Annotated in this window: 27 protein-coding genes; 25 read left to right on the top strand and 2 right to left on the bottom strand. The window is 63.6% G+C overall.

The features are described from left to right. Positions 1-9 precede the first annotated feature (9 nt). From rplV to I6F24_RS06325, 24 genes are all read left to right on the top strand, one after another. Entirely contained in the window at positions 10-396 is a 387-nt protein-coding gene (gene rplV / locus I6F24_RS06210; RefSeq protein ID WP_008549264.1) for a 50S ribosomal protein L22, read from the top strand. Positions 397-413: 17 nt separating this feature from the next. Continuing rightward, positions 414-1,139 carry a 30S ribosomal protein S3 gene (gene rpsC, locus I6F24_RS06215; protein WP_036011029.1) on the top strand — a complete coding sequence of 242 codons (726 nt, stop codon included), beginning with the start codon at positions 414-416 and terminating at the stop codon, positions 1,137-1,139. Between the two features lie 30 nt (positions 1,140-1,169). Continuing rightward, positions 1,170-1,583, top strand: coding sequence for a 50S ribosomal protein L16 (gene rplP / locus I6F24_RS06220; RefSeq protein ID WP_008136349.1), 414 nt, complete (start codon positions 1,170-1,172; stop codon positions 1,581-1,583). Positions 1,584-1,588: 5 nt separating this feature from the next. Beyond that, positions 1,589-1,795: a 50S ribosomal protein L29 gene (gene rpmC, locus I6F24_RS06225; protein ID WP_025036989.1), complete on the top strand. Its 207-nt coding sequence runs from the start codon at positions 1,589-1,591 to the stop codon at positions 1,793-1,795. A gap of 13 nt (positions 1,796-1,808) precedes the next feature. Next, a complete protein-coding gene (gene rpsQ / locus I6F24_RS06230; RefSeq protein WP_024342452.1) occupies positions 1,809-2,057 on the top strand; it encodes a 30S ribosomal protein S17 in 249 nt (82 codons plus the stop codon). Positions 2,058-2,141: 84 nt separating this feature from the next. Beyond that, the gene (rplN, locus tag I6F24_RS06235; protein ID WP_007603030.1) at positions 2,142-2,510 is read left to right on the top strand and encodes a 50S ribosomal protein L14; all 369 of its coding nucleotides are present in this window, start codon (positions 2,142-2,144) and stop codon (positions 2,508-2,510) included. Continuing rightward, on the top strand, positions 2,510-2,824 hold the full coding sequence (gene rplX, locus I6F24_RS06240) for a 50S ribosomal protein L24 (protein ID WP_011088142.1): 315 nt from the start codon (positions 2,510-2,512) through the stop codon (positions 2,822-2,824). Before rplN ends, rplX begins: the two co-directional genes overlap by 1 nt. Further along, positions 2,817-3,374, top strand: coding sequence for a 50S ribosomal protein L5 (rplE, locus tag I6F24_RS06245; RefSeq protein WP_025036988.1), 558 nt, complete (start codon positions 2,817-2,819; stop codon positions 3,372-3,374). Before rplX ends, rplE begins: the two co-directional genes overlap by 8 nt. Before the next feature lie 46 nt (positions 3,375-3,420). Next, on the top strand, positions 3,421-3,726 hold the full coding sequence (gene rpsN, locus I6F24_RS06250; protein WP_028137018.1) for a 30S ribosomal protein S14: 306 nt from the start codon (positions 3,421-3,423) through the stop codon (positions 3,724-3,726). Positions 3,727-3,740: 14 nt separating this feature from the next. Beyond that, a complete protein-coding gene (gene rpsH / locus I6F24_RS06255) occupies positions 3,741-4,139 on the top strand; it encodes a 30S ribosomal protein S8 (protein ID WP_024342456.1) in 399 nt (132 codons plus the stop codon). Between the two features lie 16 nt (positions 4,140-4,155). Next, the gene (rplF, locus tag I6F24_RS06260) at positions 4,156-4,689 is read left to right on the top strand and encodes a 50S ribosomal protein L6 (RefSeq protein ID WP_036011036.1); all 534 of its coding nucleotides are present in this window, start codon (positions 4,156-4,158) and stop codon (positions 4,687-4,689) included. Between the two features lie 11 nt (positions 4,690-4,700). Beyond that, positions 4,701-5,063 carry a 50S ribosomal protein L18 gene (rplR, locus tag I6F24_RS06265; protein ID WP_024342458.1) on the top strand — a complete coding sequence of 121 codons (363 nt, stop codon included), beginning with the start codon at positions 4,701-4,703 and terminating at the stop codon, positions 5,061-5,063. A 44-nt stretch (positions 5,064-5,107) separates the two neighbouring features. Then, positions 5,108-5,701 carry a 30S ribosomal protein S5 gene (gene rpsE / locus I6F24_RS06270; protein ID WP_025036985.1) on the top strand — a complete coding sequence of 198 codons (594 nt, stop codon included), beginning with the start codon at positions 5,108-5,110 and terminating at the stop codon, positions 5,699-5,701. 25 nt (positions 5,702-5,726) lie between these two features. Next, positions 5,727-5,921, top strand: coding sequence for a 50S ribosomal protein L30 (gene rpmD, locus I6F24_RS06275; protein ID WP_025036984.1), 195 nt, complete (start codon positions 5,727-5,729; stop codon positions 5,919-5,921). A gap of 75 nt (positions 5,922-5,996) precedes the next feature. Further along, positions 5,997-6,482 carry a 50S ribosomal protein L15 gene (rplO, locus tag I6F24_RS06280; RefSeq protein WP_036011044.1) on the top strand — a complete coding sequence of 162 codons (486 nt, stop codon included), beginning with the start codon at positions 5,997-5,999 and terminating at the stop codon, positions 6,480-6,482. Between the two features lie 149 nt (positions 6,483-6,631). After that, on the top strand, positions 6,632-7,963 hold the full coding sequence (gene secY, locus I6F24_RS06285) for a preprotein translocase subunit SecY (protein WP_036011045.1): 1,332 nt from the start codon (positions 6,632-6,634) through the stop codon (positions 7,961-7,963). Next, positions 7,960-9,171, top strand: a complete 1,212-nt coding sequence (locus I6F24_RS06290; protein WP_225151410.1) for a preprotein translocase subunit SecY — start codon at positions 7,960-7,962, stop codon at positions 9,169-9,171. Before secY ends, I6F24_RS06290 begins: the two co-directional genes overlap by 4 nt. Further along, positions 9,168-10,037, top strand: a complete 870-nt coding sequence (locus I6F24_RS06295) for an adenylate kinase (protein ID WP_225151412.1) — start codon at positions 9,168-9,170, stop codon at positions 10,035-10,037. Before I6F24_RS06290 ends, I6F24_RS06295 begins: the two co-directional genes overlap by 4 nt. Before the next feature lie 187 nt (positions 10,038-10,224). Next, positions 10,225-10,593 carry a 30S ribosomal protein S13 gene (gene rpsM, locus I6F24_RS06300; protein ID WP_008549231.1) on the top strand — a complete coding sequence of 123 codons (369 nt, stop codon included), beginning with the start codon at positions 10,225-10,227 and terminating at the stop codon, positions 10,591-10,593. Between the two features lie 131 nt (positions 10,594-10,724). Continuing rightward, entirely contained in the window at positions 10,725-11,114 is a 390-nt protein-coding gene (rpsK, locus tag I6F24_RS06305; RefSeq protein ID WP_007603045.1) for a 30S ribosomal protein S11, read from the top strand. Between the two features lie 114 nt (positions 11,115-11,228). Next, entirely contained in the window at positions 11,229-12,260 is a 1,032-nt protein-coding gene (locus I6F24_RS06310; protein ID WP_036011050.1) for a DNA-directed RNA polymerase subunit alpha, read from the top strand. Between the two features lie 148 nt (positions 12,261-12,408). Then, entirely contained in the window at positions 12,409-12,825 is a 417-nt protein-coding gene (gene rplQ / locus I6F24_RS06315; RefSeq protein WP_025036979.1) for a 50S ribosomal protein L17, read from the top strand. Between the two features lie 190 nt (positions 12,826-13,015). Beyond that, positions 13,016-13,804, top strand: coding sequence for an SDR family oxidoreductase (locus tag I6F24_RS06320; protein ID WP_225124903.1), 789 nt, complete (start codon positions 13,016-13,018; stop codon positions 13,802-13,804). A gap of 10 nt (positions 13,805-13,814) precedes the next feature. Further along, positions 13,815-14,111 carry a DUF1330 domain-containing protein gene (locus I6F24_RS06325; protein WP_036027590.1) on the top strand — a complete coding sequence of 99 codons (297 nt, stop codon included), beginning with the start codon at positions 13,815-13,817 and terminating at the stop codon, positions 14,109-14,111. Between the two features lie 89 nt (positions 14,112-14,200). Here the strand turns inward: I6F24_RS06325 and I6F24_RS06330 are convergent, their stop codons facing one another. Beyond that, entirely contained in the window at positions 14,201-15,214 is a 1,014-nt protein-coding gene (locus I6F24_RS06330) for a zinc-binding alcohol dehydrogenase family protein (RefSeq protein WP_225151414.1), read from the bottom strand. Between the two features lie 123 nt (positions 15,215-15,337). On the opposite strand from I6F24_RS06330, the gene I6F24_RS06335 reads away from it, so the two are divergent. Further along, positions 15,338-15,712, top strand: a complete 375-nt coding sequence (locus I6F24_RS06335) for a helix-turn-helix domain-containing protein (RefSeq protein WP_057029641.1) — start codon at positions 15,338-15,340, stop codon at positions 15,710-15,712. A 159-nt stretch (positions 15,713-15,871) separates the two neighbouring features. Here I6F24_RS06335 and I6F24_RS06340 read toward each other — a convergent pair whose 3' ends face one another. Beyond that, positions 15,872-17,485 carry an OprO/OprP family phosphate-selective porin gene (locus tag I6F24_RS06340; RefSeq protein ID WP_225151416.1) on the bottom strand — a complete coding sequence of 538 codons (1,614 nt, stop codon included), beginning with the start codon at positions 17,483-17,485 and terminating at the stop codon, positions 15,872-15,874. Between the last annotated feature and the right edge of the window lie 178 nt (positions 17,486-17,663).

Below are 17,663 nucleotides of genomic sequence, written 5' to 3' on the forward strand. Positions count from 1 at the left end.
GATTAAACGATGAGCAAACCTAAGCGCGAACGGAGCCTCGCCGACAACGAGGCCAAGGCGGTCGCCCGGATGCTGCGGGTGAGCCCGCAGAAGCTCAACCTGGTCGCCCAGCTCATTCGCGGCCGGAAGGCGTCTGCCGCGCTCGCCGACCTGCAGTTTTCGCGCAAGCGGATCGCGGTCGACGTGAAGAAGTGCCTGGAATCGGCGATCGCCAACGCCGAGAACAACCACGACCTCGACGTCGACGATCTCGTCGTGGCGCAGGCCTTCGTCGGCAATGGCCTCGTGATGAAGCGCTTCGCCGCCCGCGGCCGCGGCCGCTCGGGCCGTGTCTACAAACCGTTTTCGCAGCTGACGATCATCGTTCGTCAGGTCGAAGCTGAAGCCGCCGCTTAAGGGCGCAGGAGAACACGATGGGTCAAAAGATCAATCCGATCGGTCTGCGTCTCGGCATCAACCGGACCTGGGATTCCCGCTGGTTCGCCGGCAAGCAGGAATACGGCAAGCTGCTGCACGAGGACGTCAAGATCCGCGAGATCCTGCACAAGGAGCTCAAGCAGGCGGCCGTCGCCCGCATCGTGATCGAGCGTCCGCACAAGAAGTGCCGCGTCACCATCCACTCGGCCCGTCCGGGCGTGGTGATCGGCAAGAAGGGCGCCGACATCGACAAGCTGCGCAAGAGGGTCGCGGACATCACCTCGTCCGACGTCGTCATCAACATCGTCGAGATCCGCAAGCCGGAGCTCGATGCGACGCTGGTGGCCGAATCGATCGCGCAGCAGCTCGAGCGCCGCGTGGCGTTCCGCCGTGCCATGAAGCGCGCCGTGCAGTCGGCAATGCGTCTCGGCGCGGAGGGCATCCGCATCAACTGCTCGGGACGTCTGGGCGGTGCGGAAATCGCGCGCATGGAGTGGTACCGCGAAGGCCGCGTGCCGCTGCACACGCTGCGTGCCGACATCGACTACGGCGTTGCGACCGCGTTCACGACCTTCGGCACCTGCGGCGTCAAGGTCTGGATCTTCAAGGGCGAGATCCTCGAGCACGATCCGATGGCCCAGGACAAGAGAATGGCCGAAGGCGAGACCGGCGGCAGTGGCGATCGCGGTGGCCGTCAGCGCCGCGAGACGGCCGCTGCCTAAGGCCAGACAGGAATTTGAGGGCTTAAAGCCATGATGCAACCTAAGAAAACGAAGTTCCGGAAGGCGCATAAGGGCCGCATCCACGGCGTTGCGTCTTCGGGCGCGACGTTGGCGTTCGGCCAGTTCGGCCTGAAGGCGACCGAGCCTGAGCGCGTCACCGCGCGCCAGATCGAAGCCGCCCGCCGCGCGCTGACCCGCCACATGAAGCGCGCCGGCCGCGTCTGGATCCGCGTGTTCCCCGACGTTCCGGTGTCGAAGAAGCCGGCCGAAGTCCGCATGGGCTCCGGCAAGGGTTCGCCGGAATTGTGGGTCGCGCGCGTCAAGCCGGGCCGGGTGCTGTTCGAGATCGACGGCGTCAATACCCAGACGGCGCGTGAGGCGCTGACCCTGGCGGCCGCCAAGCTGCCGATCAAGACGCGCTTCGTCGAGCGCATTGCGGAGTAATGGCCATGGCACAGATGAAGATCGAAGACATCCGCGCGATGAGCCCCGACCAGCAGGATGAGGCCATCCTGAACCTGAAGAAGGAGCGCTTCAACCTGCGCTTCCAGCGCGCCACCGGGCAGCTCGAGAACACCTCGCGCCTGCGCGAGGCCCGCCGCGACATCGCCCGGATCAAGACCATCGCCGCGCAGACGCGCGCGAAGAAGAAGTAAGAGGCTTACGAAGATGCCGAAACGTACTTTGCAGGGCGTGGTCGTCAGCGACAAGCAAGCCAAGACCATCGTGGTGCGCGTCGACCGCCGCTTCACGCACCCGATCTACAAGAAGACGATCCGCCGTTCGAAGAACTACCACGCGCACGACGAGAGCAACCAGTTCAAGCCGGGCGACATGGTGTGGATCGAGGAAACGAAGCCGATTTCGAAGTTGAAGCGCTGGGTCGTGATCCGGGGCGAACACAAGAAAAGCGCCTGATCTGTTGGCTTTAGCCGACTGACTTCAGGGAAATGTTGAGCGCCGGCTGGGCTGGCGCAAAGAGAAAGAGGACGAGGTGCATCAATGATTCAGATGCAGACCAACCTCGACGTGGCCGACAATTCTGGCGCACGCCGTGTCATGTGTATCAAGGTGCTCGGAGGCTCCAAGCGCCGCTACGCCACGATCGGCGACATCATCGTCGTGTCGATCAAGGAAGCCATTCCGCGTGGCAAGGTGAAGAAGGGCGACGTGATGAAGGCCGTCGTGGTGCGCGTCCGCAAGGACATCCGCCGCGCCGACGGCTCGGTCATCCGTTTCGACCGCAACGCCGCCGTGCTGATCAACAACCAGTCCGAGCCGGTCGGCACCCGTATCTTCGGGCCCGTGCCGCGCGAGCTGCGCGCCAAGAACCACATGAAGATCATCTCGCTCGCGCCGGAGGTGCTGTGATGGCTGCGAAGATCCGCAAGGGCGACAAGGTCGTCGTGCTGACCGGCCGCGACAAGGGCCGCACCGGCGAAGTGTTCGAGGTTCGCCCCGACGCCGGCACCGCGCTGGTGCGCGGCATCAACATGGTCAAGCGTCACCAGAAGCAGACGCAGGCCCAGGAGGGCGGCATCATCTCGAAAGAGGCGCCGATCCAACTGTCCAACATCGCGTATGTCGGCAAGGACGGAAAGCCGACCCGCGTCGGATTCAAGATTCTGGCGGACGGCAAGAAGGTCCGCATCGCCAAGAGCTCGGGAGCTGAGATCGATGGCTGAGGCCGCTTACACGCCGCGCCTGCGCGCGGAATATGACGCGAAGATCCGCACGGCTCTGACCGAGAAGTTCGGTTACGAGAATGTCATGCAGGTTCCGCGCCTGGACAAGGTCGTGCTGAACATGGGCGTTGGCGATTCCGTCAACGACCGCAAGAAGGCCGAGACCGCCGCTGCCGAATTGACCCAGATCGCCGGCCAGAAGGCGATCGTCACCTATTCGCGCATTGCGATCGCGACCTTCAAACTGCGTGAGAACCAGCCGATCGGCTGCAAGGTCACGCTGCGCAAGGCCCGCATGTACGAGTTCATCGATCGCCTGGTGAACGTCGCGCTGCCGCGCGTGCGCGACTTCCGCGGCCTGAACCCGAAGAGCTTCGACGGCCGCGGCAACTACTCGCTCGGCATCAAGGAGCACATCATTTTCCCCGAGATCGACTTCGACAAGGTCACGGAAGCCCGCGGTATGGACATCACCGTCTGCACCACGGCCAAGACCGACGAAGAGGCGAGGGCCTTGTTGACCGCTTTCAATTTCCCGTTCCGGCAGTGAGACGCTGACTTAGAGCCTCTCAAACGCGGATACCCAGGAGCCAAGCATGGCAAAGAAGAGTTCAGTCGAGAAGAACAACCGGCGCAAGCGGATGGTGAAGAACGCCGCCGCCAAGCGCGAGCGGTTGAAGGCGATCATCGCCGACAAGACGCTGCCGATGGAGGAGCGGTTCGCCGCGACCCTGAAGCTGGCGGAAATGCCGCGCAACTCGTCGGCGACCCGCATCCGCCTGCGTTGCGAGTTGTCGGGCCGTCCGCGCTCGAACTATCGCAAGAACAAGCTGTCCCGTATCGCGCTGCGCGAACTTGGCTCCAAGGGCATGGTCCCGGGCCTCGTGAAGTCCAGCTGGTAAGGAGGGTCGTTTAGATGTCTACGCACGATCCAATCAGCGATCTGATCACCCGTATCCGCAACGCGCAGATGCGTTCGAAGACCAAGGTTTCCACGCCTGGCTCGAAGATGCGCGAGAACGTGCTCGAGGTTCTGAAGGCCGAAGGCTACATCCGCGGTTACGCCACGCTCGAGCACTCCTCGGGCCGCAGCGAGATCGAGATCGAGCTGAAGTATTTCGACGGCGAGCCCGTCATTCGCGAGATTGAGCGCGTTTCCAAGCCCGGGCGCAGAGTCTACGCCTCGGTGAAGAACCTGCCGCGGGTGAACAACGGTCTCGGCATTTCGGTGTTGTCGACGCCGAAGGGGATCATGGCCGACCACAGCGCGCGCGACGCGAATGTGGGCGGTGAAGTCCTCTTCACGGTGTTCTGAGAAGGATTTTTCATCCATGTCACGAGTTGGCAAAAGGCCTGTGGCGGTTCCGTCGGGTGTGACCGCGACCGTCGATGGGCAGACCGTCAAGATGAAGGGGCCGAAGGGCCAGCTTCAGTTCGTCGTCCACGACGACGTCGAGGTGAAGCTCGAGAACGGCCAGGTCAAGGTCAAGCCGCGGACCGAGACCAACCGCGCGCGGGCCCTCTACGGCACCGCTCGCGCCCAGGTTGCGAATCTGGTCGAAGGCGTCACCAAAGGTTTCGAGAAGAAGCTCGAGATCACCGGCGTCGGCTATCGCGCCGCGATGCAGGGCAAGAACCTGCAGCTCGCGCTCGGCTACAGCCATGACGTGATCTACCCGATCCCCGAGGGGATCACGATCACCGTGCCGAAGCCGACCGAGATCACGGTGGCGGGCAGCGACGTCCAGCGCGTCGGCCAGGTCGCCGCCGAGATCCGCTCCTATCGTCCGCCGGAGCCCTACAAGGGCAAGGGCGTGAAGTATGTGGGCGAATTCATCTTCCGCAAGGAAGGCAAGAAGAAGTAACGGAGCCGGTCATGTCGAAAGCCAAGGTTACGAATGCCCGGCGCAAGCGGAGTGTGCGGCTGAAGCTGCGCCGTTCCGCCGGCGGCCGTCCGCGCCTGTCGGTGTTCCGCTCGTCCAAGCACATCTACGCCCAGGTCATCGACGACCTGAAGGGCGAGACGCTGGCCTCTGCTTCGTCGCTCGAGAAGTCGATGCGCGACGGCGGCAAGACCGGCGCCGACATCGATGCGGCGAAGGCGGTCGGCAAGCTGCTGGCCGAGCGCGCTGCAGAGAAGGGTGTCAAGGAAGTCGTGTTCGATCGCGGCAGCTATCTCTATCACGGGCGCGTCAAGGCTCTTGCCGATGCAGCGCGTGAGAGTGGGCTGAGCTTCTAACAGAATTTGAGGATTGAGGCGTAAGTCTCTGAAGGATTAGAAAAATGGCAGAACGCGAACAACGTGGTGGACGCGATCAACGCGGCGGCGGACGTGAACGCAGGGAGCGCGAGGAGCGCGACAGCGAGTTCGTCGACAAGCTCGTCCACATCAACCGCGTGGCCAAGGTCGTCAAGGGCGGCAAGCGCTTCGGTTTCGCAGCGCTGGTCGTGATCGGCGACCAGAAGGGCCGCGCCGGCTTCGGTCACGGCAAGGCGCGCGAAGTGCCTGAGGCGATCCGCAAGGCGACCGAGTCCGCCAAGCGCAACCTGACGCGGGTGTCGCTGCGCGAGGGCCGCACGCTCCATCACGACATCGCCGGCCGTCATGGCGCGGGCCGTGTCTATCTGCGTGCAGCTCCGGCCGGTACCGGCATCATCGCCGGTGGCCCGATGCGCGCCGTGTTCGAGACGCTCGGCGTCCAGGACGTGGTGGCGAAGTCGATCGGCTCGTCGAACCCGTACAACATGGTGCGCGCGACCTTCGACGCGCTCAAGCACCAGGATTCGCCGCGTTCGGTCGCAGCCCGCCGCAACATCAAGGTGTCCACCCTCCAGTCCCGTCGTATCGGCGGCGATGCCGAGGCGGCCGCCGACTAACGGAAGCTTTTCGGAGTAGACTCCCATGGCCAAGGCCGCAAAGACGATCAAGGTCGAGCAGACCGGCAGCGCGATCCGCCGCCACCACTCGCAGCGTTCGACCCTGATCGGGCTCAAGCTCAACAAGATCGGCCGCACCAGCGAACTGCCGGATACCCCGGCGGTCCGCGGCATGATCGAGAAGGTTCACCATCTCGTCCGCATCATCGACGAGAAGTAAGCAAAGGCGCACGGTCCCGGAGAGCGGGAAGCGGTTTTCGGTGAAGATCGTGCGCAAGACACAAGGAGAAGGGCGATGAAGCTCAGCGATATCGCAGACAACGCCGGCTCGCGCAAGAAGCGTATGCGCGTCGGCCGCGGCATCGGTTCCGGCAAGGGCAAGCAGTCCGGCCGCGGCGGCAAGGGCCAGACCGCGCGTTCGGGCGTGCGCATCAAGGGTTTCGAAGGCGGCCAGATGCCGATGCATCGCCGTCTGCCCAAGCGCGGCTTCAACAACATCTTCCGCGTCGAGTTCGCCGAGATCAATCTCGACCGGCTCCAGGAAGCGGTCGACGCCAAGAAGATCGACGCCGGCAGCGTCGTCAACGTCGAGGCCCTGGTGAAAGGCGGCGTGCTGCGCCGCGCCAAGGGCGGCCTGCGGCTGCTCGGCCGAGGCGAGCTCAAGTCCAAGCTCAACATCGAAGTGCACGGCGCCAGCAAGACCGCGATCGCCGCGGTCGAGAAGGCCGGCGGTTCGGTGAAGATCCTCGCCCAGCCCAAGGAAGAAGGCGAGGCGGCGTAACAACTGCGTCATTGGCCCGCGGCGCGCGGGCCTTTACGCATGCGGGACGTGGACTTATCGAAGCCGAGCCCCAGATAATGTCCGGCGTCCGCTAATTCAGCCCGGCCGCGGGCATCAACGGCGCAATAGGCGGCGGGAGAAAGTCCAAGATGGTCTCTGCAGCGGAACAACTGGCAGCCAATCTCAATTTCGGCGCGTTTGCCAAGGCCGACGAACTGAAGAAGCGCATCTGGTTCACCCTGGGTGCGCTGCTCGTTTATCGGCTCGGGACCTACATTCCGCTGCCCGGCATCGACCCGAGCGCCTGGGAACAGGTGTTCCGCTCGCAGGCCGGCGGCATCCTCGGCATGTTCAACATGTTCGCCGGCGGCGGCATCAACCGCATGGCGATCTTCGCGCTGAACATCATGCCGTATATCTCGGCCTCCATCATCATCCAGCTGTTGACCACGGTGTCGCCGCAGCTCGAAGCGCTGAAAAAGGAAGGCGAAGCCGGCCGCAAGACGCTGAATCAGTATACCCGCTATCTCACGGTGATCCTGGCCGCGTTCCAGTCCTACGGCATCGCGGTAGGACTTCAGGGCGCCGGCAATGTCGTCAGCGAACCTGGACTGTTTTTCCTGCTCTCGACCTCTATCACGCTGACCGGCGGCACCATGTTCCTGATGTGGCTCGGCGAGCAGATCACCTCGCGCGGCATCGGCAACGGCATTTCGCTGATCATTCTGGCCGGCATCGTCGCCGAGTTGCCCGCGGCACTCGCCGGCATGCTCGAGCTCGGCCGTCAGGGCGCGATGTCGACCGGCCTGATCCTGGTCGTCATCATCATGGCCGTCGTCGTGATCGCCTTCATCGTCTTCATGGAGCGCGCCCAGCGCCGCCTCTTGATCCAGTATCCGAAGCGCCAGGTCGGCAACAAGATGTTCGAGGGCCAGTCCTCGCATCTGCCGCTCAAGCTCAACACCTCCGGCGTGATCCCGCCGATCTTCGCATCCTCGCTGCTCCTCTTGCCGACGACGGTTGCGAACTTCAACACGGGTAGCGGGCCGGAATGGTTCCAGTGGATCACGACACAGCTCGGCCATGGCCGTCCGCTGTTCCTGATCATGTATCTGGCGCTGATCGTGTTCTTCGCCTTCTTCTACACCGCGATCGTGTTCAACCCGACCGAGACCGCGGACAATCTGAAGAAGCACGGCGGTTTCATTCCCGGCATTCGCCCGGGCGAACGCACCGCGGAATACATCGACTATGTGCTGTCGCGCATCACCGTGCTGGGTGCGATTTATCTCGCCATCGTCTGCTTGATCCCGGAAATCCTGATCTCCTACGCTTCGGTGCCGTTCTATTTCGGCGGCACCTCGCTGCTGATCGTCGTCAGCGTCACCATGGACACGGTGGCGCAGGTCCAGGGCTATCTGCTGGCGCACCAGTATGAAGGTCTGATCCGCAAGTCCAAGCTGCGGGGCCGCCGTAGATGAGCAGGGAGCTCGCGCGCCGAATCGCTTTCACGATCGGCGCGCTGCTCCTTTTCAGGCTCGGCACGCAGATCCCGATTGCGGGACTGAATCTCTCCGACGTCTCGCCGGCGCTGGATCTCGTCTCCCGGCTTTCGATCTTTGCGCTCGGCCTCATTCCCTATCTGACTGCGGCAATCTTGATCCGGCTGCTGTCCATGGTGTGGCGCGGCCTGAGTTCGCTCGAACGATCCGGCGAGGGCGGACGGCGTAAGATCGCACGTGCCACGCTCGGGCTCACACTCGGAATTGCGGCCTTTCAGGCCTACGGCATCGCCTCGGCACTGACGTCGATCCCGGGCCTCGTCAAAAATCCCGACGGCTGGTTCGTGACGACGGCTACGGCCTCGATGGTCGGCGGCGTCGTCGTGCTGGTGTGGCTCAGCGAACAGATGACCCGCTACGGCATCGGCAATGGCTTGGCGCTGATCTTGAGTGCCGGCTTCATCGTCGCCGTTCCGCAAAACATTGCCGGTATCGCGGATCTCGTGCGGAGCGGGACGATCTCGGGCAATCTTGTGCTCGGCCATGTCGTGTTTTGGATGGCGATCGTCGTCGTGATCGTGCTTGTCGAAGGTGCGCGGCGAAATATCCGGGTCCAGTTCGCAGCACAAAGCGTCGGTACGCGGCAACTGCCTGTGCGCGATGCAGTACTGCCGATCAAGCTCAACAGCGCCGGGTTCGTGATTCCCGTCACCGTGGCGCCGTGGATATTCTATCTGCCGCTTGCCTTTGCGGGCTTCATCCTGGGAGGCGATCATCCCCTGGTTGCCGCAACCTACCGGCATCTCCAGCTGGGGCAGCCGGCGCACCTCATTCTCGTGTCGATCGCCGTGTTCGTGCTCGCCTTCGTCTACACTGCTTATGTGATTGATCCCGAATACACCGCCAAATCCCTGACCCGCCATGAGGGCGCAATTCCCGGTGTCGCTCCCGGCGAGGCCACCGCGGACTATCTCGATCGCGTCGTGTCATTGACGACAGTCGTCGGAGCCGTCTACCTGACGGCGTTGCAGGTGATTCCGGAGGTGTTCGAGCTTTACGGGATCGGGCTGCCTTATAGTATGGTCGTCAATGGTGGTGCAGTGCTGGTTGTGGTTTGCACCGTTCTTGATATCAAAACGCAGGTGCGCGAGGTGTCGCTCACCAATCCGGGGGGCGTACGCCGATGAGAATTATACTTCTGGGACCGCCGGGGTCGGGCAAGGGGACCCAGGCCCAGCTCCTGGTGCAGCGCTATGGCATCGTCCAGCTCTCGACTGGCGAGATGCTGCGTGCCGCGGTTGCGGCCGGCACCCCGGTCGGGTTGAAGGCCAAGGAGATCATGGCGAGCGGCGGCCTCGTGCCCGATGACGTCGTGGTGGGGATCATTTCCGACCGCATCGAGCAGCCGGACGCCAAGAGCGGTTTCATCCTCGACGGTTTCCCCCGCACCGTGCCGCAGGCCGAGGCGCTGGACGAGCTGCTCAAGCGCAAGCACCTCAAGCTGGACGCCGTGATCGAGCTCCGGGTCAATGAGAGTGCGCTTCTGAGCCGCGTCGAGACCCGCGTCGCCCAAATGCGGGAGCGCGGCGAGGAGGTCCGGCTCGACGATACCCCGGAGGTCTTGACCAAGCGGCTGGCCAGCTATCGCAGCCAGACGGAACCGCTGATTCACTACTATTCCGAGCGGCGGAAGCTCTCGACCATCGACGGCATGATGACCATCGACGAGGTCACCCGCGCCATCCATCGCCAGCTGCTGGCTCTGGGGGCGGTCGAGCCCAAGACGCATGCCCGGAGCGCCGCCAAGGCGGCGCCGGCTAAAAAGGCCCAGGCGGGGAAGAAGGCGGCGGCAAGGCCGGCAAAAACGGCCAAAAAGGGCGTCAAATTGGCTAAAAAGGCCGCCAAATCGGCGGTGAAAGGCCCAAAGAAGGCGGCCAAGAAAGCCTCCAAGAAAGCCACCAAGAAAACCGTCAAGAAAGCAGCCAAGAAGTCGGTCAAAAAGGGTGCCAAAAAGGCCGCAAAAAAGGTCACGAAAAAGCGAGCCAAGCGCTAGCAGCGGTTGACGAAAGCCCCCGGAATCCCCTAATAAGCCCCGCATCCAAGTCGGATAGTTTCAGACGATGCCGGGCCCCAGGAAGACCGGGGGTGGGCGTCGTGTTCGCGTTTGTGAACACCTGCCCGAGAAAGCAAGCACTTAAAGCCCGAGCCCTGACGAGGGATCGGCAACAGGAGAGAAGGCCGTGGCCCGTATTGCCGGCGTGAACATTCCCACCAACAAGCGCGTGCTGATCGCGCTCCAGTACATCCATGGCATCGGCCAGAAGATCGCTGGTGAGATCCTCGAGAAGGTGAAGATCCCCGTGGATCGTCGCGTCAATCAGCTCAGCGACGCCGAAGTGCTCCAGATCCGCGAAGTGATCGACCGCGACTATCTCGTCGAGGGCGACCTGCGTCGTGAGGTCGGCATCAACATCAAGCGTCTGATGGACCTCGGCTGCTATCGCGGCCTGCGTCATCGTCGCGGTCTGCCGGTGCGCGGTCAGCGGACCCACACCAATGCGCGCACGCGCAAGGGCCCGGCCAAGGCCATCGCCGGCAAGAAGAAGTAAACTGGCGAATTGGACGTGGCGAGTGGCGAGTAGGGGGCTTCCCTATTCGCCACTCGCTACTCGCTATTCGCTTCCATAGGTGTAGCCGCTGGCATTACGGCGGCGTTTGAGATCTTCAGGAAAGGGACTCAATGGGCAAGGAAGCCACCCGCGTTCGTCGTCGTGAGCGCAAGAACATCGCCTCCGGCGTCGCGCATGTGAACTCGTCGTTCAACAACACGACCATCACCATCACCGACGCGCAGGGCAATACGATCGCCTGGTCCTCGGCCGGCACGATGGGCTTCAAGGGCTCGCGCAAGTCGACCCCGTATGCCGCGCAGGTTGCCGCCGAGGACGTGTCCAAGAAGGCGCAGGAGCACGGCATGCGCACGCTGGAAGTCGAGGTCGCCGGTCCCGGTTCGGGCCGCGAATCGGCGCTCCGCGCGCTCCAGGCTGCCGGCTTCACCGTCACCTCGATCCGCGACGTGACCACGATCCCGCACAACGGCTGCCGTCCCCGCAAGCGTCGGCGCGTTTGATTCTGACGAGCTGCGGGCGCGTCGGCGCCCGCGGCGACTTTGCAAGAAGCCGCGGGAATGATCTGCGGCCTTTCTCCAACGCCAGTATTTGCACCGTCAAATTGACTGGCCTGTATGGGTGAAACAGTGACGATCCAGAAAAATTGGCAAGAACTGATTCGGCCGAACAAGCTCCAGGTCACGCCCGGCAGCGATTCCTCGCGTTTCGCGACCATCGTCGCCGAGCCGCTCGAGCGTGGCTTCGGCCAGACCCTCGGCAATGCGCTGCGCCGCATCCTGCTCTCCTCGCTCCAGGGCGCGGCGGTGCAGTCGGTGCACATCGACGGCGTGCTGCACGAGTTCTCCTCGATCGCGGGCGTCCGTGAGGACGTCACCGACATCGTGCTCAACATCAAGGACATCTCGATCAAGATGCAGGGCGAAGGCCCCAAGCGCATGGTCGTGAAGAAGCAGGGCCCGGGTGTCGTCACCGCCGGCGACATTCAGACCGTCGGCGATGTGGTCGTGCTCAATCCCGATCTGCAGATCTGCACGCTCGACGAGGGCGCCGAGATCCGCATGGAGTTCACGGTCTCGACCGGCAAGGGCTACGTGCCCGCCGAGCGCAACCGTCCCGAGGATGCGCCGATCGGCCTGATCCCGGTCGACAGCCTGTACTCGCCGGTCCGCAAGGTCTCCTACAAGGTCGAGAACACCCGCGAGGGCCAGATCCTCGACTACGACAAGTTGACCATGACGATCGAGACCAACGGCGCGATCACGCCGGATGACTCGGTGGCCTACGCCGCCCGCATCCTGCAGGATCAGCTCAACGTGTTCGTCAACTTCGAAGAACCGCGCAAGGAAGTCGCCCAGGAGATCATCCCGGACCTCGCCTTCAACCCGGCCTTCCTCAAGAAGGTGGACGAGCTCGAGCTGTCGGTGCGTTCGGCCAACTGCCTGAAGAACGACAACATCGTCTACATCGGCGACCTCGTGCAGAAGAGCGAGGCGGAAATGCTCCGCACCCCGAACTTCGGCCGCAAGTCGCTGAACGAGATCAAGGAAGTGCTGGCCCAGATGGGTCTGCACCTCGGCATGGAAGTGCCGGGCTGGCCGCCGGAGAACATCGACGAGCTCGCCAAGCGCTTCGAGGATCATTACTGAGCGAATGGCGAGTAGGGAGTGGCGAGTAGGGGAAGAAGATCTATTCGCTACTCACCATTCGCCACTCGCAGCCTAGGGCGAACGCAGGAAGCCCACCTGAAAACCAGTCGCTGAACCACCGCGACACAATCGAAGAAGGACTACACACATGCGTCACGGCAAGGTTCATCGGAAGCTCAACCGCACGGCCGAGCACCGCAAGGCGATGTTCGCCAACATGGCGGCCGCGCTGATCAAGCACGAGCAGATCGTCACCACGCTGCCCAAGGCCAAGGAGCTTCGCCCGATCGTCGAGAAGCTCGTCACCCTCGGCAAGAAGGGCGGCCTGTCGCTGCGCCGTCAGGCCATCTCCGAGCTGCGCGACGTCGACATGGTCAAGAAGCTCTTCGACACGCTGGCGACCCGCTACAAGGACCGCCAGGGCGGCTACACCCGCATCATCAAGGCCGGCTTCCGCTACGGCGACAACGCCGCGATGGCCGTGATCGAGTTCGTCGATCGCGACGTCGATGCCAAGGGCCAGGATTCCGGCCCGGTGCAGGAGAAGGAAGCCGAGGCGGCGTAAAGCCCGATCGGCATGACGTTTCAAGAGCGGCGCCTTTGGCGCCGCTTTTTTGTTGGAACGGTCGGGGTGGACAAAGGCCCGCTCTTAGCGCGCCGTGCCCACCATTCACGCTCCTCACGCGTCGGTGAGCCCCGATTGCAGCTGAGGGAGCCGCTTCCGATATCTCCATCCGCATCCATGGAGATATCGCATGAAGATCGACCTTTCCGGAAAAACCGCTCTCGTGACCGGCTCGACCGCCGGTATCGGCCACGCCATCGCCAGGGGTCTCGCCGGCTCCGGCGCCAGCGTCGTGATCAACGGCCGCGGCCAGGACAAAGTCGATGCGGCGGTGCGCAGGCTGGAAGGGACGGGCGGGAAGGTCCGCGGCATCGCGGCCGACGTCTCGACCGCGGCAGGCTGCAAGGCACTCGTTGCGGCGCTGCCCGAGGTCGACATCCTCATCAACAATGCCGGCATCTTCGAGCCCAAGGATTTCTTCGATATTCCGGACGAGGATTGGAGCCGCTTCTTTGAGGTCAACGTGATGAGCGGCGTGCGGCTGTCGCGCGCCTACATGAAGGGCATGCTCGCACGCAATTGGGGCCGCATCGTCTTCATCTCCTCGGAATCCGGGCTCAACATTCCCGTCGAGATGATCCATTACGGCATGACCAAGACGGCCCAGCTTTCGGTGGCGCGCGGCCTGGCGCAGCTCACCAGCGGCACCGGCGTCACCGTCAATTCAGTGCTGCCGGGCCCGACCATGTCGGAAGGCGTCGAGACGTTCGTCAAGGATCTCGCGAAGCAGAACGGCCAGTCCGTGGATGAAGCCGCCGCCAACTTCGTCAAGCAGCATCGTCCGAGCTCGCTGCTGCAGCGCTTCGCCAGCGTCGACGAGATCGCCAACATGGTGGTCTATGTCGCCTCGAAGGAGGCATCCGCCACAAACGGCGCAGCGCTGCGCGCCGAGGGTGGCATCGTCAACACGATCGCCTGAGGCGATGCGCATGGCGGCCTATGTGATTTCCGAGGTCGAGGTGCGCGATCCCGCCGCATTCGAGGCCTATCGCGCCCTGGCTGCCAAGACGATCGCGCAGTACGACGGGCGTTATCTCGTCCGCGGCGGCAAGGCCGAGCTTGCCGAAGGCAATTTGCCGCCGAAGGCCATTATCATCGTCGAGTTCGCGTCCATGGCGCGGCTGAAGGAATGGTACGCCTCGCGGGAATATGCCGAAGCGCTCAAGGTGCGGCAGACGGCGCTGGAGCGGCGGCTGTTGTTCGTTGAAGGGACGCCGGTGCCGTAGGGTGGGCAAAGCGAAGCGTGCCCACCATTGTCGCGACTAGAGAGAGATGGTGGGCACTGCGCAAGTGCGCGTTGCCCACCCGACGAAAGCTACCATCCCTCCAGCACGATCTTGCCGCGCGACTTGCCGCTCTCCAACAGCGCGTGCGCGCGCTTGAGGTTGGCTGCGTTGATTGTGCCGAAGGTCTGGTCCAGCGTGGTGCGCAACACGCTCTTGTCGATGAGGTCGGCGACATCATTGAGCAGATGATGCTGCGCGATCATGTCAGGGGTCTGGAACGAGGAGCGCGTGAACATCGATTCCCAGTGCACCGAGATTGCCTTGCCCTTGAATGCGGCAATCGTGAACTCCGGAGGATCGTCGATCAGGCCGAACTTGCCCTGTGGTGCCATGAATTCCGCAATCGCCTTGTAGTGCTGGTCGGTAAAGGTGAGGCTGGCCACCAGCGCAACCGGCGGCAGCTTCAATTTCTCGATCTGCTCCTTCATCGGCTTGCCATGGTCGATCACCGCATGCGCGCCGAGATCGAGGCACCATTTCTGCGACTCCGGCCGCGTCGCGGTGGCGAGCACCGTCAGCCCGGTGAGGCGGCGGGCGAGCTGGATCAGGATCGAGCCGACGCCGCCGGCGCCGCCCGTGATCAAGAGGGTACGCGGATCGACGCTCTTGCCCGGCACTGCGCCGAGCCGGTCGAACAGCAGCTCCCAGGCGGTGATCGAGGTGAGGGGAAGAGCGGCGGCTTGGGCGAACGACAGGCTCTTCGGTTTGGCGCCGACGATGCGCTCGTCGACCAGATGGAATTCGGCGTTGGTGCCCTGGCGCAGGATCGAGCCCGCGTAGAACACTTCGTCCCCTGGCTTGAACAGCGTGACCTCAGACCCGACCGCATCGACCACGCCGGCCGCGTCATAGCCGAGGATCTTGGTCTCGCCCTCGGGCGGGGCGGCGCGCTTGCGCACTTTGTAGTCGACCGGATTGGCCGAGATCGCTTTCACCGCGACGCGGATGTCGCGCCCTTTGGGGTCGGGTTTAGCGGTCTCGAAATCGAACAGTGATTCCGCGTCCTCGATCGGAAGCGATTTCTTGTAGCCGACGGCTTTCATGGCGTGTCTCCATCAGATGGCTTTGTTCGCCCGCTGCCCTAACTGTCGCTCTGGCTCCGATTTGGCAAGTACTGTAAATTTGGGGATATAGTCCCTGTTTGGATACTATTGGGAAAAGGCCGCATGAAACGCCGTAATTTCGCCCGCCGTCCAGGCTGCTCGGTCGAGGCGACGCTGGACCTGATCGACGGCAAGTGGAAGGGCGTGATCCTCTACCATCTGCAGAGCGGCACCCAGCGCTTCGGCGAATTGCGCCGCCGGATGCCTGGCATCACCCAGCGCATGCTGACGAAGCAGCTGCGCGCGCTGGAGGAAGACAAGCTCGTCATCCGCAAGGTCTATGCCGAGGTGCCGCCGCGCGTGGAGTATTGCCTGTCCGAGCTGGGCGAGAGCCTGAGGCCCGTGATCGACATCCTGAAGGCCTGGGGCGAGAGCCACCAGGAGCGGTTGTCCTGCGCGCCGCCGCCCGTGGTCGTGAAGAAGAAGCGCGCGGCGTGATTTGGAGAACACAGGCGGTGCGGTTCGTTACCTCTCCCCGACGGGGAGAGGTCGAATTGCGAAGCAATTCGGGTGAGGGGGCGCCGTCATCCTCGATGGAACGTAACCCCTCACCCGCGCCTTCGGCGCGACCTCTCCCAATGGGAGATGTGTAGAGTCTCAGAACGCGAACTGCGTACGCATCGCGACCGCGTCGAACTTCGAGCCGACGTCGGCGGTCGAGATCGGCGAGGCCTGTCGCGACACCGTGCCGTGCAGATAGTCGAGCATGAAGCGCACGTTGCCGTTGACGTACCAGTTGAGCGCGAGCGTATAGACGGTCTGCCGGCCGCCTGCGACGCCGCTCGCGGTCGCGAGCTGATCGTTGAGGTCGATCGTCGAGAACCGTCCTGCGATCTCCCACGCGCCCCAGCCGCCGCCGTCGAGCGAGAACGGGTGCGCCGGCTTGACGCCGCTATAGGCCGCGTTCGCCGCATTGTAGGAGCGGCCTTCGCCGGTCAGCACATAGCCGGCCTGCGCGTAGCCGCCTTGGAATTGCAGGCTCGGTGCACCCGTCAGCGGCACGGCCGTGTTGGCGGTACGATCGACATTGTACCAGAAATACTCGCCCTGGACGATGAACGGACCGTAGGTCGCCGCCGCCTCGACGCTGTAGACCTGCGCGCCCGAGGCATTGGCGATAGCGCCGGTCGAGATCAGCGTGGTCGGGTCGAGACGCAATTCCGGACGATCGCTGAGCGTGACCGTCTGGGTGTTGGCGATGAGATTGCGCGGCGGCTGGATCAGCCATTGCGCATTGGCGCCGATATGCACCGAGTAGTCCTTGGTGCTGATCGGATTGCCGGCGACGCGCGCCACGGCACCATATTGCTCGCTGGTGCCGGGCGGCGCCGCGCTCGAGGCGGAATGGATCGCACCGGTCGTCGGTCCCGTGACATAGCCGCCGATCCAGAGCTGGTCGTTGAACCAGCGCGCACCGGCTGCGGAACGGAAGTCACCGGCGGCGATGTTGGTCGCGATCACGCCGGGCGAGGCGCGCTCCATGAACATGATGTCGTTGGAGCTCGTGGCTTCATCCATGGTGTAGGGCAGGTCCATGATGCCGGCCTCGATCGCCATCTTGCCGCCGAACGGCTTCAGGCCGGTATAGCTGATATAGGCGTTCTCGACGCCGGAGACGCCGCCGCCGGGCAGCGATCCCGGAGCAGTGCCGCCAAATCCGTCGGACGAGCCGCCGAAATCGTAGACCAGTGCGAAATTCCAATCGTGGAAGAACTTGCCGGTGACACCGATGCGCGCGCGGCGGACGTTCTGGCCGCTATCGAGCTTTTGCGGCACGGTGGCCGCGGTGTTGGGACGATAGTCATAGCCGCCGACATCCCAATGCAGGCGGCTGGTGATGGCGACGCAGTTGGCTTGGTCGGCGGTGCAGATCGTCGGCCGGTTGTTCGGCATCGTCACGACGACGCCGGACGCCGGCGCCGGCCCCTTGACGGGGATTGCCGCGTTGGCATTGGCCACCGCGGCCTTTGCCTCCGCGCGCGCCTCGGCCTTTGCCTCTGCCTTGGCCTCGACTTTCGCCTTTGCTGTGGCCGCCGTGTTCGCCGCGGTCTGGCTCTGCAGCTTGTCGAGCTTCTGCTCGAGCATCTTCAACTGCTGCTTCAACAGCGCGATCTCCTGCTCGCTGCTGCTTGCCGACTGGGCCTGGGCCTGCGAGGCCGCCAGCGCGCCGGCGAGACCAATCGCGGTGGCCGCAATTCTTGTTCTGCTCACGTTACGCTCCATCATCTGACTGTTTTCCCCAAGTCGCGAACGGAGAGCCTAGGTGTGATCGATGACTGCCCCGCGACGCTGCGAGCGGTTGCGTGGGTTCCCACTGATGCAAATTCGCCGCAACCGAATCCGCTTCACACCACCATGCAAGATGACGCACATCATGCCAATCCGCCGC

This window comes from Bradyrhizobium sp. BRP23, assembly GCF_020194135.1.
Taxonomy (GTDB): domain Bacteria; phylum Pseudomonadota; class Alphaproteobacteria; order Rhizobiales; family Xanthobacteraceae; genus Bradyrhizobium; species Bradyrhizobium yuanmingense.